The organism is Xanthobacter sp. YC-JY1 (genome assembly GCF_021730305.1).
GTDB lineage: Bacteria > Pseudomonadota > Alphaproteobacteria > Rhizobiales > Xanthobacteraceae > Xanthobacter > Xanthobacter flavus.
Window position 1 is genome coordinate 5,014,971 of sequence record NZ_CP032674.1, and the last position, 26,977, is coordinate 5,041,947.

Below are 26,977 nucleotides of genomic sequence, written 5' to 3' on the forward strand. Positions count from 1 at the left end.
TCCGCCCCCGTCACGCGCCCTGAAGTTCGGCAAGGATCGCCTGCGCCGCCGCGACCGGGTCCTCGGCCGCCGTCACCGGCCGGCCCACCACGATGCGGTCGGCGCCCGCCGCCAGCGCCTCGGCCGGCGTGGCGATACGCTTCTGGTCGCCTACCGCAGCGCCCTTCGGCCGCACGCCCGGCGTCACCACCCGGCGGTCGGGACCGAGGATGGCGCGCACCATGGCGGCATCAGTGGGGGCGCAGATGACGCCGGCGATGCCGGCATCCCGCGCCTGCCCGGCGCGCAGGCGCACCGTCTCGGTGACGCCGCCAACGACGCCGGTGGCGGCGAGGTCGGCATCGTCATAGGAGGTGAGCACGGTGACGCCCAGCACCTCCAGCTTGCTCCCGGCGGCGCCACGCGCGGCGGCGGCCATGGTCATGGGATAGGCGTGGACGGTGAGGATGTCGAAGCCCCGCTCGGCGGCGGCGGCGGTGGCCCGCTCCACCGTATTGCCGATGTCGTGGAGCTTGAGGTCGAGGAACACCTTCTTGCCGGCGGCGATGAGGTCCGCGGCGAGATCGATGCCGCCCGAGACCGCCAGCTCCAGCCCGATCTTGTAGAAGCTCACCACGTCGCCAAGCTGGGCGACCGCGGCCTCGGCGGCGGCGACGGAGGGATAGTCGAGGGCGACGATGAGCTTGTCGCGGACATCCGCGCGGATCGGGGTGCCCTGAACAACCTGCGTCATGCCGTCTCCTCCATTGCGCGCCAGCGGTCCGGCCGTCGCGCGGGACCCGCGCGGAACCAGCAGCCGCCCCCGACCGGTGGCTGGTCGTGGACGCGGGAGATGGGGTAGCCCGCCAGGTGGCACAGAAGCAAGGTGCCCACGCCGCCATGGCCGACGAAGAGAAGGCGCTGTCCCGCCCCGCCATAGGCCGCGAGCGCCGCCTCCACCGCCGCGACGATGCGCGCCTGCGCGTCCACCGCCCGCTCCCAGCCCCGCACGCTCTCGGTGGGGCGGGCGAAGAAGGCGTCGGCCATCTGCTGGAATTCGGCTTCGGGCAGGTAGCCGGTGGCGGAGCGGTCGTTCTCCTCCATTCCGTCGCGGATGACGACCGGAAGCCGGAGGGGCGCCGCAAGGAGCGCTGCTGTCTCCTTCGCCTTCTCCTCGGTGGAGGAGATGACATGGCTGATGCCGGAGAGATCGAAGCGCGTGGCAAAGGCCAGTGTGCGCGCCCGCCCCACGGCGGACAGGCCCCAGCGCGGCACGGGGACGGCGGGGTCCACCTGGACCTGGGGATGGGTCAGATACAGGAAATCCGTCACGGGCGGCACCGGCGGCGTAAGGCCGGCGCCGGACCGGCCGGGAAGAGGATCAGGGCCGGCGATAGGCCCAGACACGGGCCGGGGGGATGTTGCGCCACACCCGCGGCGAACGCTCGCCCTCGATGGCGCCCGGCAGCAGCGGCACGGGCGAGACCACCGCATAGGTGAACTGCACGAAAGGCATACCAGAATGGGAGAGGTCGAACGCCTCGTTGACCATCCGGTGGCGCTCGCTCTCCGGCATGGTGAAGAGCGGCAGCGAGGACACGGTGCCCACCGCCTTGCCGGGCAGGCGGTCCTTCAGCGTCTTGCCGAGCTGGTAGGCATCGCCGTTGATGACGGTGACGCCGGGATAGCGCAGGCGCAGCAGGGCGCAGAATTCGGGATTGTACTCGATCAGGAACAGGCGCTCGGGGGCAAAGCCGCGCTGGAGCAGCGCCTTGGTGACCGGGCCGGTGCCGGGTCCAAGCTCGATGACCGGGCCGTCCATCTTGGGATCGAGATAGCTCGCCATCATCTTGGCGAGCGCCGGGCTCGAAGGCGCGACCGCGCCGGTCTTGAGCGGATTCTGGAACCACGACTGCAGGAAACGCACCTCGTCCTTGAGGTTCGGCTTCTGGAGCAGGGGCTTCTGGAGCGGCCTGCGGTGGTCGTGGGACTGGAGCATCAACTGCACCTCGGGCGCCCGAGCGGGTCGGATATCAGGCGCTTAGACGGGAAAGGGGGCCGGGTCAAGGTTCGCGGTTCGGGCGCAGGGCCCCGTGAAGCAGGTTGTCGAGGGCTGCCGCTAGGAGATCCTCCTCGGGAGCGACGAGAAAGGCGGAGCAGGTCAGCTTCAGGCTCACCATGCCGTGCAGGACGATCCAGAAGGTCAGGGCAAGGCCCTCCAGGTCGAGCCCGTCCCGCAGCCGTCCGGCGGTGGTGAGATCCTGGAACACGCCGCCGATGAGCGCGAAGGCCGCCGCCCCGGCCGCATCCTTGCCGCCCAGGGCGGTGGTCGCGAAGCCCGGCTCCATGAAGATCAGCCGGTAGGTCTCGGGCTCGGCGCGCCCGAACGCCGCATAGGCCAGTGCGAGGGCCTTGAGCCGCTGCAGCGGATCCACCGTCTTGCCGGCCTCGGCCAGGGCTTCGAGGAGGGCGCGCATGCCGGCCTCGCCGAGTTCGCGGGCGATGGCCTCGCGATTCTCGAAATGCAGATAGAGCGCGGCCGCCGAATAGCCGGCGGCCTCGGCGATCCGGCGCATGGTGAGCGCTTCGAACCCCTGGTCGAGAACGATCCGGCGCGCCTCGGCGAGGATCCGGGCGCGGGCGTCTTCCTTCCGGCGGGCGCGCGGCGAACCGCCGACGGGCGGAGGCGAGGACTTCACTTCGGACACGACGGATCCCTGCCGCTTGACATGAACGACGTTCAGTTTATGAACGATGTTTAGTGAACACTGTTCAGGGCCCCACCTTAATGACCTCCCCCGCCCCCCTGCAAGCCGTGGACGCGCCCCGAATCGCACTCGTCGGGGCGACCGGCGCCATCGGCGGCAGCATCGCCCAGGCCCTGGGCGCGGCCGGCACGCCGTTCGCCGTGATCGGGCGCTCCGCCGCCAGCCTCTCCGCCGCCTTCCAAGCGCATCCCCTCGCCACCCCGCGCGTCTGGAACCCCGAGGACATGACGAGCCTGCGTGACGCCGTGCGCGGGATGGATACGCTCGTGTACATGGTGGGCGTGCCCTATGACGCCTTCCACCTCCACCCCCGTCTCATGCTGGCCGTGGTCGAGGCGGCCGAGGCGGAAGGGGTGCGGCGGGTGCTGCTCATCGGCACCGCCTATCCCTTCGGCCGGCCGCAGGCGGCGCGCGTCGACGAAAGCCATCCGCGCCTGCCGCATACCTTCAAGGGGCGGATGCGCAAGGAGCAGGAGGACATCCTGATGGAGGCGGACGCGCGCGGCGCGCTCAAAAGCCTTATCCTGCGCCTGCCCGATTTCTACGGCCCCGGCGTGGAGCGCAGTTTCCTCGCCGACATTTTCGCCGCCGCCGCGGCGGGGCGCCGGGCCAAGGTGGTGGGGCCCATCGACACCCCGCACGAATTCGTCTTCGTGCCGGACGTGGGGCCGGTGGTGCGGGCCCTGCTCGGCCGGGAGGACGTTTTCGGCCGCAGCTACAATCTCGCGGGGGCGGGCACCATCACGGTACGGGAGGTGGCGCGGCAGGCGTTTGCCTACGCCGGCCGCGCGCCGAAGCTCATGGTCGCGGGCAAGACCATGCTGCGCCTCGCCGGACTGTTCGATCCGGTCATGCGCGAACTCGTGGAGATGCACTATCTGATGACCACGCCGGTGATCTTCGACGGCAGCGCCCTCGAACGGGCCATCGGCCCCGTCGCGAAGACGTCCTATGCGGACGGCATCGTCCAATGCATGGCAGCGGCGCGCGCCGGCTGACCGCCGGCGCCGATCACGCCCCCTCGCCGGCCGCGCCCTGGAAGAATTCCTTCACCTTGGCGAAGAAGCCGGCGGATTCGGGATGGGTCTCGCCGGAACTTTCCTTGTCGAATTCGGCGAGGAGCTCCCTCTGACGCTTGGTCAGCTTCTGCGGCGTCTCCACCACCACCTGCACATACATATCGCCAGCGGAGCGCGAACGCAGGATGGGCATGCCCTTGCCGGAGAGGCGGAAGCGCTTCTGCGACTGGGTACCCTCGGGGATCTTCACCTTGGTCTTGTCGCCGTCGATGGTCGGCACTTCCACCGCGCCACCCAGCGCCGCCGTGACCATGGAGATGGGCACGCGGCAATAAAGGTCCGCCCCCTCCCGCTGGAAGAAGGCGTGCTGTTCGATGGACAGGAAGATGTAGAGGTCGCCCGCCGGCCCGCCGCGCACGCCGGCCTCACCCTCGCCGCCGAGGCGGATGCGCGTGCCGTCCTCGACGCCGGGCGGGATCTGCACCGAGAGGGTGCGCTCGCGCGTCACGCGCCCCGCGCCGGCGCAGGCGCCGCACGGGTCCTCGATGACGCTGCCGCGGCCCTGGCAGGTGGGGCAGGTGCGCTCCAGGGTAAAGAAGCCCTGCGCGTGGCGGATCTTTCCGGCGCCGCCGCAGGTGCGGCAGGCCTTCGGCTGGGTGCCGGGCTTGGCGCCGGAACCGTTGCAGGCCTCGCAGGCGACGGAGGTGGGGATCTTGATCTGCGCTGTCTTGCCGACGAACGCTTCCTCAAGGGTGATCTCCATGTTGTAGCGCAGGTCCGAGCCGCGCCCGCGCTGCTGGCCGCCGCCACCGCCACGCCCGCGGCCCATGGCGCCGCCGAAGAGGTCGTCGAAGATATCCGCGAAGGAGGAGGCGAAATCGTTGCCGAAGCCGGGGCCGCCGCCGCCATTCTCGAACGCGGCATGGCCGAAGCGGTCATAGGCGGCGCGCTTCTGGGGGTCCTTCAAGACCTCGTAGGCCTCGTTGACCTCCTTGAACATCACCTCGGCTTCCGCATCGCCCTGGTTGCGATCGGGATGCCACTTCATGGCGAGCTTGCGGTAGGAGGCCTTCAGCACCGTCTCGTCGGCGCCGCGATCGCAGCCGAGGGTTTCGTAATAGTCGCGCTTGGCCATGACCTCAGAAGACCTCACTCAATTTCTCCGGCAGCGTCCGGTCAAAGACCACCACGCCGGGCTGTCTCTCGCACTGCGCAACATCCCGCCGATAATTCATCCAGGCGCTGTTGGCCATACTGGAAGGCGCGGTCCGCTTTTCAACGTCGTCGTGGACGGCCGCCGCGACCACGGCCAGCGCTGAGATCAATCGGGCACACAGGCGCCCATCTGTCTCTGCCGCCCGGCCCCACGTGACCTCGTACTCGTCAAGGAGCGCGTCATACAGCGTCTGGAGACGACGCGGCTTGTTGCTCCGGATTGCGTCGACGAGAACCATCTCCACCACGATAGCCCGGTCGTAAAACGACTGGGCTGTCAGGCGTTTCGGCTGGTCAGCGCCCGCCGATGAAACAAGAAGGGCGCCTACTGCGGCGCCCATGATGACCTTCGCCGCGCCCTTCATCCCTCACGCCCCGATGCGATGCCTGCCCCGGCAAGGAACCGGGACAGGCATCATATTGCCATCACCTTCGCTCTTGGCGAAGGGATCAGGCCGACTTCTTCTTGTCGTCGTCGACCTCGGTGAACTCGGCGTCCACCACGTCGTCCTTCTTGGCCGCGCCGGGCTCCGCGCCGCCCTGCTGGGCCGCGTACATGGCCTCGCCGAGCTTGAGGGAGGCCTGGGCCAGGGTGTTGGTCTTGGCGGTGATCGCCTCCACGTCGTCGCCTTCCAGCGAAGACTTGAGATCGGCCAGAGCCGCCTCGATGGCACCCTTCTCCGCCGCGCCGACCTTGTCGCCATGCTCGGCGACGGCCTTCTCGGTGGAGTGGACGAGCGCTTCCGCGTGGTTCTTGGCTTCCACCAGGGCCCGGCGCTTCTTGTCCTCGGCCGCGTGGGCCTCGGCGTCCTTCACCATCTTCTCGATGTCGGCGTCATTCAGGCCGCCCGAGGCCTGGATGCGGATCTGCTGCTCCTTGCCGGTGCCCTTGTCCTTGGCGGAGACCTGCACGATGCCGTTGGCGTCGATGTCGAAGGTCACCTCCACCTGCGGCACGCCGCGGGGCGCCGGGGGAATGCCCATGAGGTCGAACTGGCCGAGGATCTTGTTGTCCGCCGCCATTTCGCGCTCACCCTGGAACACGCGGATCGTCACCGCGGTCTGGCCATCCTCAGCCGTGGAGAACACCTGGCTCTTCTTGGTGGGGATGGTGGTGTTGCGGTCGATGAGGCGGGTGAACACGCCGCCCAGCGTCTCGATGCCCAGCGACAGCGGGGTCACGTCAAGCAGCAGCACGTCCTTCACGTCGCCCTGGAGCACGCCCGCCTGGATGGCGGCGCCGATGGCGACCACCTCGTCCGGGTTGACGCCCTTGTGGGGCTCCTTGCCGAAGAACTGCTTCACCACTTCCTGCACCTTGGGCATGCGGGTCATGCCGCCGACGAGGACGACCTCGTCGATCTGCCCGGCGGTGAGGCCGGCATCCTTCAGCGCGAGCCGGCAGGGCTCGACGGTCCGCTGGATGAGGTCGTCCACCAGCGCCTCGAACTTGGCGCGGGTGAGCTTCATGGTGAGGTGCTTCGGGCCGGTCGCATCCGCCGTGATGAAGGGCAGGTTGATCTCGGTCTGCGTCGCGGACGACAGCTCGATCTTGGCCTTCTCGGCGGCTTCCTTCAGCCGCTGGAGGGCGAGCTTGTCGTTGCGCAGGTCGATGCCCTGCTCCTTCTTGAACTCGTCGGCGAGGTAGCCGACGAGGCGCATGTCGAAGTCCTCGCCACCGAGGAAGGTGTCGCCATTGGTGGACTTCACCTCGAACACGCCGTCGCCGATCTCCAGCACCGACACGTCGAAGGTGCCGCCGCCGAGGTCATAGACCGCGATGGTGCCGGCCGACTTCTTGTCGAGGCCATACGCCAGAGCAGCCGCGGTGGGCTCGTTGATGATGCGCAGCACCTCGAGGCCGGCGATGCGGCCGGCGTCCTTGGTGGCCTGGCGCTGGGCGTCGTTGAAGTAAGCGGGGACGGTGATGACCGCCTTTTCCACCTTCTCGCCCAGGAACGACTCGGCCGTCTCCTTCATCTTCTGAAGGATGAAGGCGGAGATCTGCGAGGGCGAATACTTCTTGCCGTCCGCCTCGACCCAGGCGTCGCCGTTGTCGGCGCGCACGATGGAGTAGGGAACGAGCTTCTTGTCCTTCTCGACGGTCGGATCGTCGTAGCGGCGACCGATGAGGCGTTTCACCGCGAAGAAGGTGCGCTCGGGATTGGTGACGCTCTGCCGCTTGGCAGGCTGGCCGACGAGACGCTCGCCGTCCTCCGTGAAGGCGACGATGGAGGGCGTGGTGCGCGCGCCCTCGGCGTTCTCGATGACTTTCGGGGTGGACCCCTCCATCACCGCAACGCAGGAATTGGTGGTGCCGAGGTCGATACCGATGATCTTGGCCATATGGTTCTCCTTGCCGGCAGGCCGACCGGGCCCTTGCGGCGCCCGAGGTGGAACGTCGCGAGCCCCTCCCGCGACCGATCCGCCGGCCCCCTGAAACTTAGAATTGGGGTTCGCCGCGAAAACGGCGATCGAGGCGCATATAGGGGGGGTGATTTGGCCCCGCAAGGCGTGGTAGCAGGCGCCACGCTCCATTTTTCACAGCCGCGCGAGGAAATCGGATGGCCCTTTCGAAGCCAACCGCCGTGCCGGGTCCCGGAGCCGATCCGCGCGCAGCCCTCATCCTCGTCGATCTCCAGGTGGACTTCCTGCCCGGCGGTGCCCTTGCGGTACCCGGCGGCCACGAAGTGGTGCCCCTCGCCAACCGGCTCGCCGCCGGTTTCCGCAACGTCGTCCTCACGCAGGACTGGCACCCGCAGGGGCACATTTCCTTCGCTTCGACCCATCCCGGCCGGGCGATCTACGACATGATCGACCTCGCCTACGGCCCGCAAATCCTGTGGCCGGACCATTGCCTGCAAGGCACGCCGGGCGCCGGCTTCGCGCCGGGCCTTGAGGTGCCCCATGCGCAACTGGTGGTCCGCAAGGGCCACCACAAGGGCATCGACAGTTATTCCACCTTCTACGAGGCCGACCGCACCACGCCCACCGGCCTTGCCGGATACCTCCGGGAGCGAGGGATCGATGCCGTCTATCTCGCCGGCCTCGCCCTCGATTTCTGCGTATCGTGGTCGGCGGTGGATGCCGCGCGGCACGGTTTTACCACTTACGTGATCGAGGACGCCTGCCGGTCCATCGACGTGGACGGCTCGCTCGCGGCCGCCCTGGCCGACATGGACAGGGTCGCGGTCCGCCGGCTGGCGGCGGCGGACCTTCTCGCCTGAGCTTGGGACCGGGACGGCGGATTATCCCTGATCGGCGGCGGTCATCATGCCGAAGGGGGCGCCGGTGGCGTCGCAGACGATGGCGATGCGGCCGACGCCGGGAATGTCGAACGGCTCACGCACCACCTGCCCGCCGGCGGCCTTCAGAAGCTCCACGCGCGCACCCACGTCGTCCACATTGATGTAGCTGAACCAGTGGGGCGGCACCTGCGGCGGCAGGATGTCGGTCTTGTCCATCATCCCGGCCACGGGCTCGCCGCCGAGGGTCGCGACATAATAAGCGTGGCCGCCATCCATGGGCATCTCGCTGAAGGTCCAGCCCAGCGTCGCGGAATAGAAGGCCCGCGCCTTCTCCACATCGTCGGTCAGAAGCTCGTTCCAGTAGAATTTCCCGTGCGGGCCCATCGGCGCCTCCCTCGAACCGGCCGGATGGCCGGCGGCACTATGCCCGAGGCACGGCGCCGCCGCCACGCGGCCGGAGCCTTACTCCACGATCAGGATGATCCGGCGCGAGCGCGGCTCCACCACCGCCGCCTCATTGCCGGGCAATGTGACGTAGCGGTATTGCGAGAGGCCGGCGCCGGGCGCGTATCCAGCCTCGTCCAACGTCTGGTAGCCGTCATCATCGTCGAAATCGGGCTCATATCCCGGCTGGCCATAGCCCGGCTGCGCCACCGCCTGACCGTAGCGGCCATAGGGCTCGGGAGCGTCGCCGAAGCGGCGCAGGTCCACGTCGGGCGGCACCACCGCCCCGACCTCGGCCACGAAACCGCCGGGGATGTAAGCCGGCGGAACCGGGTGGCGCACCACATAGGTCTCGATGTAGCGCCGCTGCACCGGCGTGAACGTCACATAGCCGCCGGGCACCGCCACCGTGGTCTGGGCGGAGGCCGGGGAGACACCGGCGGCGAGCACGATCGGCACGAAGGCGACGGCGGCAAGGCCGGCCATCAGCAGCGGACGCGTCCGACCACGAGGGAAAAGACCATTCGACAGGAGATGATTGCGCATGACGACAACTCCTCTTCCCGAGCCCAGCCCCGGGAAGACATCGTCCGCGTGGATTCTGTCGGCATATGGCCGAAACTTCAGATGAAATATATAGTTACTACCTTGTTAAAACCGGCGCCAGGACAAGTGAAAGCCACCATGCCGCTGCCGCTTCCTCTTCAATCCGCCAAGATCATGTGCGCAAGGGTCACGTGCGCAAAGATCCCAGCGTTCCGGCGATGACGGGATCTGCGGCGATAGCGCCGGCTCCCCTCGAACTGCAGCCCGGCGCCCTCTGGTTCCGCGAGGCGCTGGACCGGGAGGCGCAGACGGCATTGATCGCCGACATCCGGGCAGTGCTGGACGAAGCGCCCCTCTTCACCCCCACCATGCCCCGCTCCGGCCAGCCGTTTTCCGTGCGCATGAGCAATTGCGGGCCACTCGGCTGGGTGTCGGATGCCGCCGGCTACCGCTACCAGAGCTTCCACCCGGACACGCGCCGACCCTGGCCGGCCATGCCGCCACGGCTGATCGCGCTTTGGGAGCGCCTCGCCGGCGGGGCGCCGCCGCCCGAGGCGTGCCTCATCAATTATTATGCGCCGGACGCCCGCATGAGCCTGCACCAGGACCGCGACGAGGCGGATTTCACCGCGCCGGTGCTGTCGGTGTCGCTGGGCGATACCGCCATCTTCCGCGTGGGTGGCGAGACTCGACGGGGGCCGACGCGCTCCATCCACCTCTCGTCGGGCGACGTCTTCCTGCTGTCGGGACCGAGCCGCCTCGCCTTCCACGGCATCGACCGCCTGCTGCCCGGCACCTCCCGGCTGGTGGAAGAGAGCGGGCGTTTCAATCTCACGCTGCGGCGCGTCACCGCCGCGTGATCGGCCACTTTTCCGCCACGTCATTCACAGAAAAGCCGGATTGCCGCCGGACACAGGCAGACCGGCCCGCAGGCGAAGGCCCGCTTTGGCCGGGTCCCGCCGGAGCCCTCGATGCGCCTCGCTTCCAAGTCCGCCTTCCTCTCCGCCGCCTTTGCTGTCCTTTTCGCCTTCGCGCTGGTCCTGCCGGCGGGTGCGACGGAGGTGATGTTTCCGCGCGGCTCGGCCCTCGGCCTCGTGCCGCCGCCGGGCATGGTGGAGAGCAACCAGTTCGCGGGCTTCGAGGACGACGCGACGAAGTCCTCCATCCTGGTGGTGGACATGCCGGCCGATGCCTATGACCAGCTCCTGCCCGGCTTCAGCGAACAGGCCCTGAACACGCGGGGCGTGACCCTGGAAGACCGCGAGGACTTCCCGCTCAAGGACGCGAAGGCGGTCCTGTTCATCGGCCGCCAGACCGCAGGGCCGGTCACCGTGCGCAAATGGGTGCTGCTGGTGGGCAGCGAAAAGGGCACGGGCATCGTCACCGTGCAGGTGCCGGAGGCCGGCGTCTCCACCTATCCCGACAAGGTGGTGCGGCAGGCGCTCTCCACCGTCACGTTCCGGAGCGTCGCCGATCAGGCGAACTCCCTGCCCTTCGCCGTCACCAATCTCGCCGGCTTCCGCCCCGTGCGGGCGCTGGGCGGCACCACCCTGCTCCTGACCGACGGACCGAAGGATGTGCTGGACGGCCCCGACCAGCCGGTGTTCGTCGTCTCCATCGCCGGCGGCGCGCCGCGCGACGACGAGCGCCGCCAGTTCGCTTTGCGCGCCCTCTCCACCATTCCCGGCGTGAAGGACCTCAAGCTCGACCGCGCCGAACCCCAGCGCATCAACGGACAGGCCGGCTTCGAGGTGATGGCCACCGGCGCAGACGCCCGCACCGGCGTGCCCATCAAGGTGGTGCAGTGGATCCGCTTCGGACCCACCGCATACATCCGCATGGTGGGCGTGACCAAGCTCGACGCCTTCCCGGATGTCTACGACCGCCTGCGCGCGCTGCGCGACGGCGTGGAGGCGCGCTGAGGGGCGCATTGCGCCGGTACCACCCGCGGGACTACGCTTCGCGGTCACTTCCTCCGACGGGGACCGCTCATGCCCATGTCCGGGCGCAAGGATACGCCGAGGGAACAGCTGCCCGACAGTCCGCTCGCCGGCGCGCTTTCCCTGCCGCGGGCGGGGTCGGACTTCGGCGCCATCGATGCGGACGAGGCGTGGATCGCCGTCATCCGCAAGATGGACGAGACCTATGCGGAGCTTGTCCGCCAGCAGGTTGAGCTGGAGGCCAAGAACACCGCGCTGGAAGAAGCGCAGGGCTTCATCGCCGGCCTGCTCGGCTCCATGACCGACGTGCTGGTGGCGTGCGACCTCTCCGGCCGGGTGGAGCAGGTGAACCTCGCCGCCGAGCGCGCCTTCGGCCTCAGGGCCGACGCCCTCCTCGGCCGTCCCCTGTCCGATCTGCTCGACCCCTCATCCGAGACCACGGCGGCCGACGTGCTCGCCACCGTCGCCCGCCGCCAGCGCATCGCCGACCGCGAGTTCACATTGGCGACGCCGGACGGGCCGCTCGCCATCGCCGTCAACGGCGCGCTCAGGTTCGATCCGCGCGGGCGGGCGGTGGGCATCGTGCTGGTGGGCCGCCCCATCGGCGAGCTGCGCGCCGCCTACGGGGCCCTCGCCAAGGCCCATGAGCATCTGAAGCGCACCCAGCAGCAATTGGTCCATGCGGAGAAGATGGCGTCCCTCGGCCGCCTCGTGGCCGGCGTCGCTCATGAGCTCAACAATCCCATCTCGTTCGTCTACGGCAACGCGCATGCGATGAAGCGCTATGCCGAGCGGCTGATCGCCTATCTCGATCAGGTCCATGCCGGCGCGGACGCGACCGCCCTCGCCAAGGCGCGGGGGGAATTGCGCATCGACCGCGCGCTGTCCGACATCCCCGCCACCCTCTCCGGCATGCTGGAGGGCGCCGAGCGGGTGCGCGACATCGTGGCGGACCTACGCCGCTTCTCCTCCGACCGGCGCGAGGCGCGGGAGGTGTTCGACCTCGCCGGCGTGGTGCGCTCGGCGGTGGACTGGGTGGCAAAATCCCAGATGCCAGACCTGCCCATCACGGTCGCCGTGCCCGAGGGGCTGGAGGCGGTGGGGCATCCCGGCCATATCCATCAGGTGATGATGAACCTCGTGCAGAATGCCGTGGACGCCATGGAGGGCCGCGCCGACCGCCGTCTGGAGATCACCGGCGCGCGCTTCGAGACGCCGGACGGGCTGCAGGTGGCGGTGCGGGTGCGCGACACCGGGCCGGGCATTCCTGACGCCCTCATGGACCGCATCTTCGACCCCTTCTTCACCACCAAGCCGGTGGGGAAGGGCACCGGCCTCGGCCTCTCCATCTGCTACCGCATCGCTGAGGAACATGAAGGGCGGCTTGAAGCCGCGAACCATCCAGAAGGTGGCGCCATCCTCTCCCTCGTGCTCCCGGCAGCTCCATGAGAAATGCACCCTTCACCGTGCTCTGGCTGCAGTCGGGCGGCTGCGGCGGCTGCACCATGTCGCTGCTCTGCGCCGAGGCGCCGGACCTCGCCGCGACCTTGGCCTCCGCCAACATCCGCTTCCTGTGGCACCCCACCCTCTCGGAGGAGACGGGGGACGAGGCAATCGCCCTTTTCGAGGCGGTGCTTTCCGGCGACATCCGGCTCGATGCCCTGTGCATCGAGGGCGCGCTTTTGCGCGGGCCGAACGGCACCGGCCGCTTCCATACGCTCGCCGGCACCGACACGCCGACCATCGACTGGGTGCGCCGGCTCGCCGCCGTGGCGGAGCATGTGGTGGCGGTGGGCACCTGCGCCGCCTATGGCGGGGTGACGGCGGCGGGCGTCAATCCGGCGGATGCCTGTGGCCTGCAATATGACGGGCGCCGGCCGGGCGGCGCACTGGGCACCGACTTCCGCGCCCGTGCCGGCCTGCCGGTGATCAATGTCGCCGGCTGCCCGACCCATCCCAACTGGGTGACGGAAACGCTGATGCTGCTCTCCGCCGGCCTGCTGCACGGCGGCGACCTCGACAGCTACGGCCGCCCGCGCTTCTACGCCGACCACCTCGTGCACCATGGCTGCCCGCGCAACGAATATTACGAGTACAAGGCCAGCGCCGAGAAGATGAGCGATCTCGGCTGCATGATGGAGCACCTCGGCTGCCTCGGCACCCAGGCCCATGCGGACTGCAACACCCGCCTGTGGAACGGCGAGGGCTCCTGCACCCGCGGCGGCCACGCCTGCATCAACTGCACCGCGCCCGAGTTCGAGGAGCCGGGCCACGCTTTCATCGAGACGCCGAAGATCGGCGGCATCCCCGTGGGCCTGCCCACCGACATGCCCAAGGCCTGGTTCATCGCCTTGTCGTCCCTCGCCAAGGCGGCGACGCCCGAGCGCCTGCGCCGCAATGCGGTGAGCGATCATGTCGTCACCCCGCCCGCCGTCCGGGACATCAGGAAAAGATGAGCCGGACACTATGAACGACGGTACCAAACGGCTCGTGGTCGGCCCCTTCAACCGCGTGGAGGGCGACCTGGAGGTGCGCCTCGACGTGGCGGATGGCGCCGTGCAGCAGGCCTTCGTCTCCTCGCCTTTGTTCCGGGGCTTCGAGCGCATCCTGGAAGGGCGCGACCCGCGCGATGCTTTGGTGATCGCGCCACGCATCTGCGGCATCTGCTCGGTGTCGCAGTCGCACGCGGCGGCGCTGGCGCTGGCGGGGCTGGAGGGCGTCGTTCCCACCGACAACGGGCGCGTCGCCACCAATCTCATCCTCGCCACCGAGAACGTGGCCGACCACCTCACCCACTTCCACGTCTTCTTCATGCCGGACTTCGCCCGCGCGGCCTATGCCGACCGGCCGTGGTTCGCGGAGGCCGAGCGGCGGTTCAAGGCGGCCCACGGGCTGAGCGTGCGCGATGCCCTGGCCACCCGCACGACGCTCCTCCACGTCATGGGCCTGCTCGCCGGCCGCTGGCCGCACACCTTGGCGCTCCAGCCCGGCGGCGTCGCCAAGGGGGCGGACGCACGGGACAAGATGCGCCTAATGGCCACGCTCGGCTCCGTACGGGCGGACCTTGAGGCGCGGCTCTTCGGCGCCCCGCTGGAGCGCGTTGCGGCGCTCGCCGACGTTGAAGAGCTGGACGCCTGGCGCCGCACCGGGCCGGACGGCGACTTCCGCCTGTTCCTCACCATCGCCGAAGACCTCGGCCTCACCGCGCTGGGCCGGGCCGACGACCGCTTCCTCTCCTACGGCGCCTATCCGCAGGAGGAGGGCCGGCTCTATGCGGGCGGCACCTTCGCGGCGGGGCGCGTCGGCACGGTCGATCCTTCTGCCATCGCCGAGGATCATTCCTTCGCCCGGATGGAGGGGCGGGAGGCGCCGCACCATCCGTTCGAGGGCTCGACCTTTCCCGATGGCGCCGACGAGATCGGCTACACCTGGTGCAAGGCCCCGCGCCTCTCGGGCCTGCCCTTTGAGACCGGCGCCTTCGCCCGGCAGGTCATCGCCGGCCAGCCGCTCGCCCGCGATCTCGCGGCGAAAGAGGGGGCCAACGTGCGCGCCCGCGTCGTCGGGCGGCTCATCGAGACCGCGCGCACGCTCCTCGCCATGGAGGGCTGGGTGCGGGCCTTGAGGCCCGGCGAGCCCTGGTGCGCGCAGGGCTCCCTGCCGCAGGAGGGGCGCGGTTTCGGCCTCACCGAGGCGGCGCGCGGCGCGCTCGGCCACTGGATGGTGGTGGAGCGGGGCCGCATCGCCCGCTACCAGATCATCGCCCCCACCACCTGGAACTTCTCCCCCCGCGACGCCTCCGGCCAGCCCGGACCGCTGGAGACCGCCCTCGTCGGCGCGCCGGTGCGGCAGGGGGAGACGACGCCCCTCGCCGTGCAGCACATCGTGCGCTCGTTCGATCCCTGCATGGTCTGCACGGTGCATTGAGGGGCCATGGACGCGGGCGAAATGGACGAGGCGCTGGGCGAGACCTTCGAGATTTCCGGCATTGTGCAGGGCGTGGGCTTCCGGCCCTTCGTCTATCGCCTCGCCTTGCGCCTCGGCCTCGACGGCACCGTCTCCAATGCCGGCGGGCGGGTGCTGATCCATGCGGGTGGCCCGCGCGCGGCCCTTGAGGCCTTCGCCGCGGCTCTGGTGGCCGAGGCGCCGCCGCTGGCGCGCATCGAGCGGGTGGAGCGCCGACCGGCCGCCTTGCCGGAGCCGGGCTTCCGCATCGTTGAGAGCGGGGCCGGCACCGTCTCCATCGGCGTGGTGCCGGATGTGGCGACCTGCCCGGCGTGCCTTGCGGAGATCGCCGATCCCACCGCCCGGCGGCATCGCTACGCCTTCACCAATTGCACGGATTGCGGCCCGCGCTTCTCCATCGTCGCCGGCCTGCCCTATGACCGGCCGGCGACCACCATGGCCGGCTTTCCCATGTGCCCGGCCTGTCGCGCGGAATACGAGAACCCCGCGGACCGTCGCTTCCACGCCCAGCCCATCGCCTGCCCCGCCTGCGGCCCACGCCTGTGGCTGGAACGGGAGGGGACGGAGATCGCCTCCGTCGATCCGATCCTAGAGGCGGCCGAATGGCTGCGGGCGGGCGGCATCCTCGCGGTGAAGGGCATCGGCGGCTTCCACATCGTCTGCGACGCCACCGATGCCGGGCCCGTCGCCACCCTGCGTGCCCGCAAGCACCGCCCCACCAAGCCGCTGGCGGTGATGGCGGACCTTCGCACCGCACACCGCCTCTGCGTCATCTCACCGGAGGAAGAGGCGGCGCTGCTCGCCCCCTCCGCACCCATCCTGCTGCTGCCGCTCCGGCCAGACGCAGACCTTCCCCCCGGCCTCGCGCCGGGCCAGAGCCATCTCGGCCTGATGCTGCCCTATACGCCGCTGCATCATCTGCTGATCGCGGCGGCCGGCCGCCCGCTGGTGATGACCTCCGGCAACCGCTCCAGCGAGCCGCAGATCTTCCGCGATGACGAGGCCCGCGCCGGCCTTGCCGGCATCGTGGACGGCTTCCTCCTGCACGACCGCCCCATCGCCCGCCGGCTGGATGACAGCGTGGCGCGCATGGCCGGCGGCGGACTGCGCGTGATCAGGCGGGGGCGCGGCTTCGCTCCGCTTCCCCTCGCGCTGCCGGAGGATTTCGACGGGGCGCCGCCGGTGCTCGCCATGGGCGGCGAGCTCAAAAGTGCGCTCTGCCTCACCCACGGCGCCCGCGCCCTTCTCTCCCACCATCTCGGCGACCTCGACGAGCCGGCCACCGGCGACGCCTTCGAGACCGCATTGGCCGATTATTCCGTCCTCTTCGCCCATGTGCCGCAGGTGATCGCGGCGGACCTCCACCCGGACTATCGCGCCAGCCGCCTGGGCGCTGCCCTTGCCGAGGCGCGCGGGCTCCCGCTGGAAAGCGTGCAGCATCACCATGCCCACATCGCCGCCGCCATGGCCGAGAATGGCTGGCCGCGTGCGGACGGCAAGGTGGTGGGCATCGCCCTCGACGGGCTGGGGCTGGGCGAAGACGGCACTGTCTGGGGCGCCGAGGTGCTGGTCTGCGACTATCGCGAGAGCCGCCGCCTTGCCCGCCTCTCCCCCATCCCGCTCGCTGGCGGGGATGCGGCGAGCCGCGAGCCGTGGCGGGTTCTGCTCGCCCATCTGGATCGGGCGCTCGGCCGCGCGGCGGTGGACGGGGACGCTCGGCTCGCCGCGCTGTTCGCCGGCAAGCCCGTGCCCACCCTGCGGGCGATGATGGACAAGGGCCTCAACGCCCCCCTTGCCTCCTCCGCCGGCCGCCTGTTCGATGCCGTGGCGGCGCTCCTCGGCCTCGCGCCCGACCGGCTCTCCCATGAAGGCGAGGCGGCCATGGCGCTGGAAGCCGTGGCGGAGGGCGAGGCGGCGCCCTATCCCTTCGCCATCGCCGCGCAGGGCGACCTCATGGAGATCGATCCCGCCCCGCACTGGCGCGCCCTCCTCGCCGACCTCGCCTCCGGGCGCCCCCTGCCCGCCATGGCCGCCGCCTTCCATGCCGGTCTGGCGGACGCCTTCGTCTCGGTCGCGGCAAAGGCGGCGGACGAGGCCGGCATCCCCGCCGTCGCCCTGTCCGGCGGCGTGTTCCAGAATGTGCGGCTGCTGGAGGAAACCGTCGCCCGGCTGCGGGCGCGCGGCCTCACGCCCCTCATCCCGTCGCACGTGCCGGCCAATGACGGCGGCCTGGCCTTTGGGCAGGCGGTGGTCGCCGCAGCGCGACAAATGGCGTGAAACCATGCGGGCGGGGCCGTTCCCGTCCGGCGCGGGCGGGACTATGGTGGGGGTCATGACCACGCCCCATCGTCCGCACCCGCACAGCCGCCCCGAAGGCCGCGCCGCGGGAGCCGTGAAGACCTTCCTCCTCGCCGGCTCCACCCTGCCCGCCCCCGGCCTCTCGCCGGGCCTGCATGTGGTCGCGACGCCCATCGGCAACCTCGCCGACGTGACGGTGCGCGCGCTGGAGACGCTGGCGGCGGCCGACGTGATCGCCTGCGAGGACACTCGCATCTCCCGTCGCCTGCTAGACCGCTACGGCATCCAGACGCATCTCGTGGCCTATCACGACCACAACGGCGCCAGCGCCCGGCCGAAGCTGCTCGCCCGCCTCGCCGCCGGCGAGCGGGTTGCGCTCATCTCCGATGCCGGCACGCCGCTGGTGTCGGACCCCGGCTTCAAGCTGGTGGTGGAGGCGGCCGAGGCGGGCTTCCCCGTGCACCCCGTGCCCGGCGCCTCCGCGCTGCTCGCGGCCTTGGTGGCGGCGGGCCTGCCCACCGACTGCTTCCTGTTCGACGGCTTCCTGCCGCCCAAGGCCGGCCAGCGCCGCAACCGCATCTCCGCCCTCGCCGGCGTGCCGGGCACCCTCGTCTTCTACGAAACCGGCCCGCGCCTCGCAGAGAGCCTCGCGGACCTTGCCGACGTACTCGGCCCGCGCCCCGCCGCCGTATGCCGCGAGCTGACCAAGGCGTTCGAGGAGGTGCGGCGCGCCGACCTGACCGCCCTCGCCGCCCATTATGCGGACGCCGAACCGCCCAAAGGCGAGATCGTCCTCGTCATCGGGCCGCCCCTGGAAGAGGCGGCTGGCGATGCGGACGTGGACGCGGCGCTCATCCGCGCGCTGAAGGACACGTCCCTGAAGGATGCCGTCGCCGCTGTCGCCGGCGCCACCGGCCGGCCGAAGCGCGAGGTCTATGCCCGCGCCCTCGCGATCACGCAGGCGAAAAGCGGGGACGCCGACGCGGATGCCTGAGACGCCGGCTGGCCCTCCGCCCGACGCGGGAAAGCTGCGCCGCCGCGCGGCCCACGATCGCGGCCTTGCCGGGGAGGAGCGCGCCGCGACGCTGCTCGGCGCCCACGGATTCCACATCCTCGCCCGGCGGGTGCGCACCAAGGCGGGCGAGATCGACCTCATCGCCCGGCAGGGGGATCTGCTGGTCTTCTGCGAGGTGAAGCTGCGGGCGCGGCTCGATGATGCCGCCTTCTCCCTGCAGCCCCGCCAGCGGCGGCGCATCGCGGCGGCGGCGGAGGCCTACCTCGCGGAGCACCCCGAGCTTTCTGCGCTGAACATGCGCTTCGACGCCGTGCTGCTCGCCCGCACCGGAGAGGCCGAGCACCTGCCCGGTGCCTTCGAGATGGACGTGTGAGCCGAGTGGCGGTGGGCGCCGCCCGACTATAGATAGGATCCAAGCCCCCATGGGGCAGCGGGAGATTGCCATGGCCCTGAAGGTCGCGGTCCAGATGGACCACATTGCCAGCATCAATATTCAAGGGGATTCCACCTTCGCCCTCCTGCTGGAGGCGCAGCGGCGGGGCCATGCGCTGTTCCACTACACGCCCGACCGCATGGCCATGCGCGACGGCGAAGTGTTCGCCGCCGTGGAGCCGCTGACCGTTAAGGACGAGGCCGGCGCCCACTTCACCCTCGGCGCGCGTGAGCGCATTCCCCTCACCGAGATGGACGTGGTGCTGATGCGCCAGGATCCGCCCTTTGACATGGCCTATGTGACGGCGACCCACCTGCTGGAGCGCATCCACCCCAAGACGCTGGTGGTGAACGACCCCGGCCATGTGCGCAACGCGCCGGAAAAGATCTTCGTCACCGAGTTTCCGGACCTGATGCCGCCGACCCTGATCTCGCGCGACCTCGCGGAGATCAAGGCCTTCCGCGCCGAGTTCGGCGACGTGGTGATGAAGCCACTCTACGGCAATGGCGGCGCCGCCGTGTTCCGCCTCACCGCCGACGACCTCAATTTCGGCTCGCTCTACGACCTCTTCTCCGCCACCTTCCGCGAGCCGTGGGTGATCCAGCGCTTCCTGCCGGCGGTGAAGCACGGCGACAAGCGCATCATCCTGGTGGATGGCGAGGCGGCGGGCGCGGTGAACCGGGTGCCGAGCGAGGGCGACCTACGCTCCAACATGGTGCGCGGCGGTGCGGCGCGGCCCACCGACCTCACTGATCGCGAACTGGAAATCTGCGCCCGCATCGGCCCCTCCCTGCGCGAGAAGGGGCTCATCTTCGTTGGCATCGACGTGATCGACGGCAACCTCACCGAGATCAACGTGACCTCCCCCACCGGCCTGCGCGCCATCAAGCGGCTGGGCGGACCGGACATCGCCGCGCAGATCTGGGACCGCATCGAGGCCCGCCGCGCCGCCTGAGGCCACACCAGCCATCAAGCTCCAACTTCGTCGCGGCGGCCCCCACGGCCCGCCGCGCGAACCGCTGTGCGGGGACAGGCGTTGTCCAACGAAACGCTCTGCCGGGACATAACAGGACCGATTCATGGGACAGCCCTTCACCGCCTCCATCCCCCACCGCCTTGGCAAGGCCGAGGCGACACGGCGCCTGCAAGTGGGGCTGTCAGGGGTACGCGAGCGCTTCTCGCGCCACATCTCCATTATCGAAGAAAACTGGACGGGCGATCACCTGAACTTCCGCATCGCGGCGCTGGGGCAGACCGCGAGCGGCAAGCTCCAGGTGGCGGACGACGCGGTGCATCTCTCCGTGGAGCTGCCCTTCATGCTGGATCTGGTCGCCCGCAAGGCGAAGGACCTCATCCAGAAGCAGGGCCGCCTGATGCTGGAGAAAAAGTAGGCCGGCTCAGGCCGTCTCCAGCTCCAGCGTCAGCGTGTCGATGGAGAAGGAGCCGTCCGCCTCGAACTCGAAATGAGCCGCCACATCCGCGCTCGCGCCCGCCATCAGCGAGCGGATGGCGGCGACATGCAGTTCCGGCGTGCGGATGCGCGCCACCCAGGAGGCGAACTCCAGCCTCAGGCGCCGATGTGCCGTGCGCACCACCCGGAACCCCGCCTCCTCGGCGAGGCGGGTCCATTCGGAGGCGCTGTAGTCCCGCCCGTGGGAGGGATCGCGCAGCAACTCCACCGTCTGCAGGAAGGTGTCGGCCACCGGCCATTCGGGGGCGATCACGTCCATCATGACGAACTGTCCGCCGGCCTTCACCACCCGCCGCACCTCCGCGAGCGCCTGCGGCACGTCACGCCAATGGTGCGCGCTGTAGCGCGAGGCCACCAAGTCGAAGCTGCCGTCGGCGAAGGGCAGGCGCTCGGCGACGCCCTGCCGCGTGGCGATGTTGGCAAGGCCGCGCGTCTTGGCCTCGGCCGCGACGGCGCCCAGCATGTCCTCGGAAAGATCGTAGGCCACCACCTCGCCCGCGAAGGGTGCGGCGGTGAAGCTCACATGCCCGCCGCCACAGCCGAGATCGAGCAGCCGGGCGGGCCGCGCCTCCTCCACCAGGGCCTTCAGGGCGTCGAGATCAGCGCCGCGCGCATGGACGGCGCTCGCCACATAGGCCGCCGCCTGCGGGCCGAACATCTCGACCACATGAGCCTCATGACTGCGCACGCCTGCACCTTCGGCGGCCATGGCCGTTCTCCCAATCCTCTTGCTACCTCCAGCATAGACACGGCGGTGCCGGGCGCAAGCACGCCTGTTCCGCTTTCGTTCTTGCCTGCATGGGCGCCCTCCGCTACCTTGGGATGCAGACAGGCAGCAGGCAGGGGGCGGCTGTGATCCAGCGGGTGGCGACGGTCGCGTTCGAGGGCGTCGAGGCGCGCCCGGTGGATGTGCAGGTGCATGTGGCCGCGGGCCTGCCGGCCTTCACCATCGTTGGCCTGCCGGACAAGGCGGTCACCGAGGCCAAGGAGCGGGTGCGCGCGGCCTTGATCGCGTCAGGACTCGCCCTTCCGGCGCGGCGCATCACGGTGAATCTGGCGCCTGCCGACCTGCCCAAGGAAGGCTCCCATTACGACCTGCCCATCGCGCTCGGCCTGATGGCGGCCATCGGCGCCATTCCCGGCGACGCCCTCACCGGCTTCACGGTGGTGGGCGAGCTGGCGCTCGACGGTGCCATTGCGGCCGTGGCGGGCGTGCTGCCGGCGGCCATCGGCGCTAACGCCCGCGGGCACGGCCTCATCTGCCCCGCCCCGTGCGGCGCCGAGGCCGCGTGGGCCAGCCCCGACATGGACATTCTTGCCCCGCAATCCCTCATCCAGCTCGCCAACCACATGACCGGCCGCCAGGTGATGGGCCGGCCCGAGCCACGGATGAAGCCGCCGGGAGACACCATGCTCGACCTTCGGGACGTGAAGGGCCAGGAGACCGCCAAGCGGGCGCTGGAGGTGGCCGCGGCCGGCGGCCACAATCTATTGTTCGTCGGCCCGCCCGGCGCCGGCAAGTCCATGCTGGCGCAGCGCCTGCCCTCCATCCTGCCGCCTTTGTCGCCGGCCGAGATGCTGGACGTCTCCATGATCGCCTCGGTGGCCGGCACCATCGAGGACGGCGCGCTGATGGACCGGCGCCCGTTCCGCGCCCCGCACCACTCCGCCAGCATGGCGGCCATGGTGGGCGGCGGCGCCAAGGCGAAGCCGGGCGAGGTCTCGCTCGCCCACAATGGCGTGCTCTTCCTCGACGAACTGCCGGAATTTGCCCCGCAGGTGCTCGATTCCCTCCGCCAACCGCTGGAGACGGGCGAGGTGCTGATCGCCCGCGCCAACCATCGCGTCACCTACCCGGCGCGCTTCCAGCTTATCGCCGCCATGAATCCGTGCCGCTGCGGCCGCGCCGGGGAGCCCGGCTTCACCTGCAAGCGCGGGCCGCGCTGCGCCGACGAATATCAGGCGCGGCTCTCCGGGCCGTTCCTCGACCGCATCGATATCCATCTGGAGGTGCCGTCGGTCTCGGCCTCCGACCTCGTGTTGCCGGCGCCCACCGAAGGCTCGCGGGAAGTGGCGGCGCGCGTCGCCATGGCGCGGGAGATCCAGCTGGAGCGCTACGCCGCCCTCGGCCGGCCCGATGTGCGCACCAATGCGGAGGCCTCCGGGCCGTTGCTGGAGACGGTGGCGACGCCCGATTCGGCCGGGGCGGTGCTGCTCCGCGATGCCGCCGATGCCATGCGGCTCAGCGCCCGAGGCTACCATCGCGTGCTGAAGGTGGCGCGCACCCTCGCCGATCTCGAGGGCGCGGAGGGGGTGGGCCGCCGCCATCTGGCGGAAGCCCTCGCCTATCGCGCCGCAGCCGAGCGGCCCCGGGCCGCGGCGTAGACCGGGAGCGGAACGACCGCCGCCTCAGCGCATGGCGTTGACGGCGAGGCCCTCGATATAGGTGATCTGGGCGAGGTCGCCCGGCTGCACCTTCTGCACGTCCGCGAGCACTTTGTCGTTGGCCGCCCGCACCACGCGGACATTGCCGTCCGGACCCTCGAAGGTGACGGTGCCGGCGGCCGGGTCGAGACCCACGAAGATGGAGGTCAGCCTGACCTCGCGGATGCCGAAGCCCTCCGGCCAGCCCGGCAGGCCGTCATTGATGGCGACCTCGGCCATCACCTCGCCCGGCTTGCCCTGATGCGCCTTGCCGAGCGCCGTGACGACGCCCGGCGCCACACGGATGAGCAGGTTCTCGCCCACCCGGTACAAGGAGAGGTCGCCGAGCAGCGGGGGCGCGATCACCGCCCAGCGGCGACCGGCGGGATCCTCCAGCACCACGCGGCGGGTGACGGGATCGGCCGACACGAACTTGGCCTTGTAGGCGAGCACGTTGACCTGCCCGATGCCCTGCACGAACACCTGGGTCACCTCCACCGGCATCGGCCGCTGCTGCGCCTGCGCCCCCGCCGGCGCGAGGAAAGCGAAGCTGGCGAGGAGCGCGGCCGTAAGGTGCATGCGCGTGAAAGTCATGGTGTCCCCCAACGAATCACAGGCGCCGACGCGCCGTCACCCTGCCGCTAACACCTGGGGCACCGTAGCGGCAAGGCGCGATCGCAAGGCTCTGGCGCGACCGGTCCACCCATTGTCACAGTGGCGTCGGAAAACTATGGTGATGCTGGCGTTCAAGTCCTGGGCACCCGCAAAAGCGGGCCATCTTCCAGGTCGCTCCTCGCAGCCATTGCGGCGCGTCTGCCGGGCCGGAAGACCCGGCGGCGCACTGGCGGAAGGGCGATACCAGCGTTGGTTGAGGCACGCCCGCCGACGGCGGCGGCCCGGAGTGGGGGTCGTTGCAATGAAACGAATGGGACAACCGGATCCCGGCTTCAACCTGCCAGCTTTGTTCGGCCGCGGCTTCGACGTCGCCCGCGACGCCGCGCGGGATTTCGCCCGCGACTTCGCCAAGGACCTGAAGAAGGATTTCGGCCGCGAGGGCGCCGCGCCCATGTTCGGCACCGAGCCCGGCGCCTTCCCTTTCCTACGCGCCCAGCAGGCGACGCCCGCCGGCCGCCCGGTGCTCCCCGGGCCGCAGAAGCTGGTGACGGATTTCCGCGCCTATTCGGGCCTGCGCCACCGCGATGCGGTGCCGACTGAGCCCGAGAGCATCGTCCTTGGCCGGCTCGGCGCGCTTGAGGTGCGGCTCGCCCGTACCGCACGCGACGTGCGCCGCGCCCAGCGCCTGCGCTACAAGGTGTTCTACGAGGAGATGTCGGCCACGCCCGACGCCACCACGCGCCTCGCCCGGCGCGACATGGACAGCTTCGACACCATCTGCGACCACATCCTGGTGCTGGACCACGACGCCGGGAAGATCGTTCTCGGCCGGCGCAAGCCCAAGGTGGTCGGCACGTACCGCCTGCTGCGGCAGGAGGTGGCGAACCGCCACGGCGGTTTCTACACCCAGGGCGAGTTCGACGTGGGCGGGGTCATCGCCGCCCATCCCACCCTGCGCTTCCTGGAACTCGGCCGCTCCTGCGTGCTCAAGCCCTACCGCAACAAGCGGACCGTCGAGCTGCTGTGGCACGGGGTGTGGACCTACATCCTGCGCAACAAGATCGACGCCATGTTCGGCTGCGCCAGCCTCGAGGGCACCGACCCCGCGGAACTCGACCTGCCCCTGTCCTTCCTGCATCACAACGCCATGGCCCCGGAAGAATGGCGCGCGCGGGCCGTCGAAGGCCGGCATGTCTCCATGGACCGCATGGCCAAGGCCGACATCGACATGAAGAAGGCGCTGCAGGCCTTGCCACCCCTCATCAAGGGCTATCTGCGGCTCGGCGGCTTCGTCGGCGACGGCGCGGTGGTGGACCACCAGTTCGGCACCACGGATGTGCTCATCATCCTGCCGGTCTCGGTCATCAGCCCGCGCTATGTGGAGCATTTCGGACCCACCGCGAATCGCCACGCCATCTGAGCGTTGGCAGCCCGTGCCGGGCCGTGCATAAGCTGCGCCCTCAGGAGAGGGCGCCATGATCGAGATCACGCCCCGCATCGCCATCGCCGAGGACGAGATCGAGCTCGTCTTCGTGCGCGCGTCCGGGCCGGGCGGGCAGAACGTCAACAAGGTGTCGAGCGCGGTCCAGCTGCGCTTCGACGCGGCGCGCTCGCCCAACCTGCCCGAGGGCGTGAAGATGCGCCTCGCCCGCCTCGCCGGCCGGCGCATGACGCAGGATGGAGTCATCGTCATCCAGGCCCAGCGCTTCCGCACCCAGGAGCGCAACCGGGAAGATGCCATCGAGCGGCTGGTGGAGCTGATCCGCGCCGCCACGGTGGTCATGCCCGTGCGGCGGCCCACGCGCCCCACCCTCGCCTCCAAGGAGCGGCGCCTTGCCGCCAAGGACCGGCGGGGCCAGGTGAAATCCATGCGGCAAACGAAGCCGGACGCGGACTGAAGCGCCTTCAGGAGCCGGTCAGCGCGCCGCCTTCAGCAGGCGGTCGGCAGCGGCCCGCGCCTCCTGCGTCACGGTCGCCCCGGCAAGCATCCGGGCGATCTCCTCGCGCCGCGTGCTGGCGGTGAGGGCGTTGACGCGGGTGGTCACCGGCGCGTCCGGGTCCACCACGTCCTGGGCGCTCGCCTTGGCGATGAGCAGGTGGTTGCGCGCGCGGGCGGCGACTTGCGGCGCGTGGGTGACGCACAGCACCTGCACCCGCTCGGCGAGGCGGCCGAGGCGCTGGCCGATGGCGTCGGCCACCGCGCCGCCCACGCCGGTGTCGATCTCGTCGAAGATCAGCGTCGGGGCCGAGCCGCGATCCGCCAGCACCACCTTCAGCGCCAGGAGAAATCGTGCCAGCTCGCCGCCGGAGGCCACCTTCATTAGCGCACCCGGTCGCGTGCCGGGATTGGTGCGCACCCAGAACTCCACCTGATCGTGCCCGGCCGGCCCGGCCGCGGCGGGATCGCTGGTGACGCGGGTGATGAAGCTCGCCCGCTCCAGCTTGAGCGGCGGCAGCTCCGCCGCGACGGCCTTGTCGAGCACGGCGGCCGCGCTGTGGCGGGCGCGGGAGAGTTCTTCCGCGGCGGCGTGATAGGCGGCCCCGGCCTCGTTCACGCTCGCTTCCAGCCGCGCCAGCGTCGCGGCGCTGCGGTCGAGGCGCTCCAGATCGGACTGGTAGCGGGCGGCGAGGGCGGGCAGGTCGTCGGCACTGACATGATATTTGCGGGCGGCGGCGCGGAGCGCGAACAGTCGCTCCTCGATCCGCTCCAGCTCGCGCGGGTCGAACGCCGCATCGGCACGGGCGGCTTCCAAATGCTGGCGCGCCGTCTCCAGCGCATCCAGCGCCTGGTCGATGGCCTCGACCGCCGGACGCACCAGCGCCTGCGCTTCGCCCGCCCGGCGCTCCAGCCGGCGCACGGCGGCGGCCAGAGAGGGTATGGGCGAGCTGCCGCCGGAGACCGCATCCAGCGCCTCGTCGAGATCGCCGGCGATCTTCTCCGATCGCATCATCGCGGTGCGCCGCTCGGACAGGGCCAGTTCCTCGCCCGGCTCCGGACCTAGCGCGGAAAGCTCTTCCACCGCGTGGCGAATAAAATCGGCCTCGCGGGCGGCGATCTCCAGCCGCTCCCGCTCGTCCTTCGCCTCGGCAAGGGCGGTCCGCCATGCGCGCCAGAGGTCTCCCACGGCCGCGACCTGTGTTGCGAGGCCACCGAAGGCGTCGAGCAGGAGCCGGTGGCTCGCGGCGTCCACCATGGCGCGGTCGGCGTGCTGGCCGTGCAGCTCGATGAGGCTCGCGCCGATGAGGCGCAGCGTCTGCACGCTCACCGCCTCCTCGTTGACGCTGGCGCGGGTGCGCCCGTCAGCCATCTGGATGCGGCGAATCACCAGCGGCCCCTCGTCGGGCAGCTCGGCGGCGGCAAGGATGTCGTGGGCGGGATGGTCGAGGGCGAGATCGAAGGTGAGCGTCACCTGCCCCTTGGGCTGCCCGTGGCGCACCAGGGCTCCGTCACCCCGCCCACCAAGGGCGAGGGACACGGCATCGAGCAGTATCGATTTGCCGGCACCCGTCTCACCGGTCAGGACCGTGAGGCCCTCCGACAGGGTGAGATCGAGCTTCTCGATGAGGACGATGTCCCGGATCGAGAGCGTCGCCAGCAT

General features: G+C 70.3%; 27 protein-coding genes. 15 read left to right on the forward strand and 12 right to left on the reverse strand.

What is annotated here, in order from left to right:
• Nucleotides 1-10 precede the first annotated feature (10 nt).
• The 4 genes from pyrF to D7006_RS23560 form a co-directional block, all read right to left on the reverse strand.
• Nucleotides 11-733, reverse strand: a complete 723-nt coding sequence (gene pyrF / locus D7006_RS23545) for an orotidine-5'-phosphate decarboxylase (protein WP_237354770.1) — start codon at nt 731-733, stop codon at nt 11-13.
• Nucleotides 730-1,311, reverse strand: coding sequence for a histidine phosphatase family protein (locus tag D7006_RS23550; protein WP_237354771.1), 582 nt, complete (start codon nt 1,309-1,311; stop codon nt 730-732). Before D7006_RS23550 ends, pyrF begins: the two co-directional genes overlap by 4 nt.
• Before the next feature lie 49 nt (nt 1,312-1,360).
• Nucleotides 1,361-1,978, reverse strand: coding sequence for a class I SAM-dependent methyltransferase (locus D7006_RS23555; protein ID WP_169122078.1), 618 nt, complete (start codon nt 1,976-1,978; stop codon nt 1,361-1,363).
• Between the two features lie 64 nt (nt 1,979-2,042).
• Entirely contained in the window at nt 2,043-2,687 is a 645-nt protein-coding gene (locus D7006_RS23560) for a TetR/AcrR family transcriptional regulator (protein WP_237354772.1), read from the reverse strand.
• A gap of 107 nt (nt 2,688-2,794) precedes the next feature.
• On the opposite strand from D7006_RS23560, the gene D7006_RS23565 reads away from it, so the two are divergent.
• A complete protein-coding gene (locus D7006_RS23565; RefSeq protein WP_237354773.1) occupies nt 2,795-3,745 on the forward strand; it encodes an NAD-dependent epimerase/dehydratase family protein in 951 nt (316 codons plus the stop codon).
• 13 nt (nt 3,746-3,758) lie between these two features.
• On the opposite strand, the gene dnaJ is transcribed toward D7006_RS23565, so the two are convergent.
• The 3 genes from dnaJ to dnaK all read right to left on the reverse strand — a co-directional run bounded on the left by dnaJ (nt 3,759) and on the right by dnaK (nt 7,327).
• The gene (dnaJ, locus tag D7006_RS23570; RefSeq protein WP_169122081.1) at nt 3,759-4,901 is read right to left on the reverse strand and encodes a molecular chaperone DnaJ; all 1,143 of its coding nucleotides are present in this window, start codon (nt 4,899-4,901) and stop codon (nt 3,759-3,761) included.
• 4 nt (nt 4,902-4,905) lie between these two features.
• Entirely contained in the window at nt 4,906-5,346 is a 441-nt protein-coding gene (locus tag D7006_RS23575; RefSeq protein WP_237354774.1) for a hypothetical protein, read from the reverse strand.
• Nucleotides 5,347-5,431: 85 nt separating this feature from the next.
• On the reverse strand, nt 5,432-7,327 hold the full coding sequence (gene dnaK, locus D7006_RS23580) for a molecular chaperone DnaK (protein ID WP_169122082.1): 1,896 nt from the start codon (nt 7,325-7,327) through the stop codon (nt 5,432-5,434).
• Nucleotides 7,328-7,545: 218 nt separating this feature from the next.
• Between dnaK and pncA the strand changes: the two genes are divergently transcribed.
• Nucleotides 7,546-8,208 (forward strand): bifunctional nicotinamidase/pyrazinamidase, encoded by a 663-nt coding sequence (gene pncA, locus D7006_RS23585; protein WP_229645198.1) that lies wholly within the window; start codon nt 7,546-7,548, stop codon nt 8,206-8,208.
• 21 nt (nt 8,209-8,229) lie between these two features.
• On the opposite strand, the gene D7006_RS23590 is transcribed toward pncA, so the two are convergent.
• Nucleotides 8,230-8,613 carry a VOC family protein gene (locus tag D7006_RS23590; RefSeq protein ID WP_169122084.1) on the reverse strand — a complete coding sequence of 128 codons (384 nt, stop codon included), beginning with the start codon at nt 8,611-8,613 and terminating at the stop codon, nt 8,230-8,232.
• A gap of 78 nt (nt 8,614-8,691) precedes the next feature.
• Nucleotides 8,692-9,219 carry a hypothetical protein gene (locus D7006_RS23595; protein ID WP_237354775.1) on the reverse strand — a complete coding sequence of 176 codons (528 nt, stop codon included), beginning with the start codon at nt 9,217-9,219 and terminating at the stop codon, nt 8,692-8,694.
• Between the two features lie 218 nt (nt 9,220-9,437).
• On the opposite strand from D7006_RS23595, the gene D7006_RS23600 reads away from it, so the two are divergent.
• The 10 genes from D7006_RS23600 to D7006_RS23650 all read left to right on the forward strand — a co-directional run bounded on the left by D7006_RS23600 (nt 9,438) and on the right by D7006_RS23650 (nt 20,259).
• The gene (locus D7006_RS23600) at nt 9,438-10,079 is read left to right on the forward strand and encodes an alpha-ketoglutarate-dependent dioxygenase AlkB (RefSeq protein ID WP_237354776.1); all 642 of its coding nucleotides are present in this window, start codon (nt 9,438-9,440) and stop codon (nt 10,077-10,079) included.
• Nucleotides 10,080-10,190: 111 nt separating this feature from the next.
• Nucleotides 10,191-11,141, forward strand: a complete 951-nt coding sequence (locus D7006_RS23605; RefSeq protein WP_237354777.1) for a hypothetical protein — start codon at nt 10,191-10,193, stop codon at nt 11,139-11,141.
• A gap of 69 nt (nt 11,142-11,210) precedes the next feature.
• Entirely contained in the window at nt 11,211-12,608 is a 1,398-nt protein-coding gene (locus tag D7006_RS25355; protein WP_169122088.1) for a sensor histidine kinase, read from the forward strand.
• Entirely contained in the window at nt 12,605-13,615 is a 1,011-nt protein-coding gene (locus tag D7006_RS23620; RefSeq protein ID WP_237354778.1) for a HupU protein, read from the forward strand. The genes D7006_RS25355 and D7006_RS23620 overlap by 4 nt, the downstream gene beginning before the upstream one ends.
• Before the next feature lie 10 nt (nt 13,616-13,625).
• Entirely contained in the window at nt 13,626-15,083 is a 1,458-nt protein-coding gene (locus D7006_RS23625; RefSeq protein ID WP_237354779.1) for a nickel-dependent hydrogenase large subunit, read from the forward strand.
• Between the two features lie 6 nt (nt 15,084-15,089).
• Complete coding sequence (gene hypF / locus D7006_RS23630; RefSeq protein WP_237354780.1) at nt 15,090-17,399, forward strand: carbamoyltransferase HypF; 2,310 nt, start codon at nt 15,090-15,092, stop codon at nt 17,397-17,399.
• A 55-nt stretch (nt 17,400-17,454) separates the two neighbouring features.
• A complete protein-coding gene (gene rsmI, locus D7006_RS23635; RefSeq protein WP_237354781.1) occupies nt 17,455-18,414 on the forward strand; it encodes a 16S rRNA (cytidine(1402)-2'-O)-methyltransferase in 960 nt (319 codons plus the stop codon).
• Nucleotides 18,407-18,808, forward strand: a complete 402-nt coding sequence (locus D7006_RS23640) for a YraN family protein (protein WP_169122092.1) — start codon at nt 18,407-18,409, stop codon at nt 18,806-18,808. Before rsmI ends, D7006_RS23640 begins: the two co-directional genes overlap by 8 nt.
• A gap of 70 nt (nt 18,809-18,878) precedes the next feature.
• Complete coding sequence (gshB, locus tag D7006_RS23645) at nt 18,879-19,823, forward strand: glutathione synthase (RefSeq protein WP_237354782.1); 945 nt, start codon at nt 18,879-18,881, stop codon at nt 19,821-19,823.
• 124 nt (nt 19,824-19,947) lie between these two features.
• Entirely contained in the window at nt 19,948-20,259 is a 312-nt protein-coding gene (locus tag D7006_RS23650; RefSeq protein ID WP_169122093.1) for a polyhydroxyalkanoic acid system family protein, read from the forward strand.
• A gap of 6 nt (nt 20,260-20,265) precedes the next feature.
• On the opposite strand, the gene D7006_RS23655 is transcribed toward D7006_RS23650, so the two are convergent.
• Nucleotides 20,266-21,048, reverse strand: coding sequence for a class I SAM-dependent methyltransferase (locus D7006_RS23655; protein ID WP_237354783.1), 783 nt, complete (start codon nt 21,046-21,048; stop codon nt 20,266-20,268).
• Nucleotides 21,049-21,191: 143 nt separating this feature from the next.
• Between D7006_RS23655 and D7006_RS23660 the strand changes: the two genes are divergently transcribed.
• Nucleotides 21,192-22,724, forward strand: coding sequence for a YifB family Mg chelatase-like AAA ATPase (locus D7006_RS23660; protein ID WP_237354784.1), 1,533 nt, complete (start codon nt 21,192-21,194; stop codon nt 22,722-22,724).
• A 24-nt stretch (nt 22,725-22,748) separates the two neighbouring features.
• Here the strand turns inward: D7006_RS23660 and D7006_RS23665 are convergent, their stop codons facing one another.
• A complete protein-coding gene (locus D7006_RS23665; RefSeq protein WP_237354785.1) occupies nt 22,749-23,357 on the reverse strand; it encodes a hypothetical protein in 609 nt (202 codons plus the stop codon).
• Between the two features lie 322 nt (nt 23,358-23,679).
• On the opposite strand from D7006_RS23665, the gene D7006_RS23670 reads away from it, so the two are divergent.
• Entirely contained in the window at nt 23,680-24,798 is a 1,119-nt protein-coding gene (locus tag D7006_RS23670; RefSeq protein ID WP_237354786.1) for a GNAT family N-acetyltransferase, read from the forward strand.
• A 55-nt stretch (nt 24,799-24,853) separates the two neighbouring features.
• Nucleotides 24,854-25,276 (forward strand): alternative ribosome rescue aminoacyl-tRNA hydrolase ArfB, encoded by a 423-nt coding sequence (gene arfB, locus D7006_RS23675; protein ID WP_237354787.1) that lies wholly within the window; start codon nt 24,854-24,856, stop codon nt 25,274-25,276.
• Between the two features lie 18 nt (nt 25,277-25,294).
• On the opposite strand, the gene recN is transcribed toward arfB, so the two are convergent.
• Entirely contained in the window at nt 25,295-26,977 is a 1,683-nt protein-coding gene (gene recN / locus D7006_RS23680) for a DNA repair protein RecN (RefSeq protein ID WP_237354788.1), read from the reverse strand.

Bases quoted from the DNA above. Each gene is read 5' to 3' on its own strand.
- pyrF (WP_237354770.1), bottom strand. From the start codon at position 733: ATGACGCAGGTTGTTCAGGGCACCCCGATCCGCGCGGATGTCCGCGAC.
- D7006_RS23555 (WP_169122078.1), bottom strand. From the start codon at position 1,978: ATGCTCCAGTCCCACGACCACCGCAGGCCGCTCCAGAAGCCCCTGCTC.
- dnaJ (WP_169122081.1), bottom strand. From the start codon at position 4,901: ATGGCCAAGCGCGACTATTACGAAACCCTCGGCTGCGATCGCGGCGCC.
- D7006_RS23575 (WP_237354774.1), bottom strand. From the start codon at position 5,346: ATGAAGGGCGCGGCGAAGGTCATCATGGGCGCCGCAGTAGGCGCCCTT.
- dnaK (WP_169122082.1), bottom strand. From the start codon at position 7,327: ATGGCCAAGATCATCGGTATCGACCTCGGCACCACCAATTCCTGCGTT.
- pncA (WP_229645198.1), top strand. From the start codon at position 7,546: ATGGCCCTTTCGAAGCCAACCGCCGTGCCGGGTCCCGGAGCCGATCCG.
- D7006_RS23590 (WP_169122084.1), bottom strand. From the start codon at position 8,613: ATGGGCCCGCACGGGAAATTCTACTGGAACGAGCTTCTGACCGACGAT.
- D7006_RS23595 (WP_237354775.1), bottom strand. From the start codon at position 9,219: ATGCGCAATCATCTCCTGTCGAATGGTCTTTTCCCTCGTGGTCGGACG.
- D7006_RS23600 (WP_237354776.1), top strand. From the start codon at position 9,438: ATGACGGGATCTGCGGCGATAGCGCCGGCTCCCCTCGAACTGCAGCCC.
- D7006_RS23605 (WP_237354777.1), top strand. From the start codon at position 10,191: ATGCGCCTCGCTTCCAAGTCCGCCTTCCTCTCCGCCGCCTTTGCTGTC.
- D7006_RS25355 (WP_169122088.1), top strand. From the start codon at position 11,211: ATGCCCATGTCCGGGCGCAAGGATACGCCGAGGGAACAGCTGCCCGAC.
- D7006_RS23620 (WP_237354778.1), top strand. From the start codon at position 12,605: ATGAGAAATGCACCCTTCACCGTGCTCTGGCTGCAGTCGGGCGGCTGC.
- D7006_RS23625 (WP_237354779.1), top strand. From the start codon at position 13,626: ATGAACGACGGTACCAAACGGCTCGTGGTCGGCCCCTTCAACCGCGTG.
- hypF (WP_237354780.1), top strand. From the start codon at position 15,090: ATGGACGCGGGCGAAATGGACGAGGCGCTGGGCGAGACCTTCGAGATT.
- rsmI (WP_237354781.1), top strand. From the start codon at position 17,455: ATGACCACGCCCCATCGTCCGCACCCGCACAGCCGCCCCGAAGGCCGC.
- D7006_RS23640 (WP_169122092.1), top strand. From the start codon at position 18,407: ATGCCTGAGACGCCGGCTGGCCCTCCGCCCGACGCGGGAAAGCTGCGC.
- gshB (WP_237354782.1), top strand. From the start codon at position 18,879: ATGGCCCTGAAGGTCGCGGTCCAGATGGACCACATTGCCAGCATCAAT.
- D7006_RS23650 (WP_169122093.1), top strand. From the start codon at position 19,948: ATGGGACAGCCCTTCACCGCCTCCATCCCCCACCGCCTTGGCAAGGCC.
- D7006_RS23655 (WP_237354783.1), bottom strand. From the start codon at position 21,048: ATGGCCGCCGAAGGTGCAGGCGTGCGCAGTCATGAGGCTCATGTGGTC.
- D7006_RS23665 (WP_237354785.1), bottom strand. From the start codon at position 23,357: ATGACTTTCACGCGCATGCACCTTACGGCCGCGCTCCTCGCCAGCTTC.
- D7006_RS23670 (WP_237354786.1), top strand. From the start codon at position 23,680: ATGAAACGAATGGGACAACCGGATCCCGGCTTCAACCTGCCAGCTTTG.
- arfB (WP_237354787.1), top strand. From the start codon at position 24,854: ATGATCGAGATCACGCCCCGCATCGCCATCGCCGAGGACGAGATCGAG.
- recN (WP_237354788.1), bottom strand. From the start codon at position 26,977: ATGCTGGCGACGCTCTCGATCCGGGACATCGTCCTCATCGAGAAGCTC.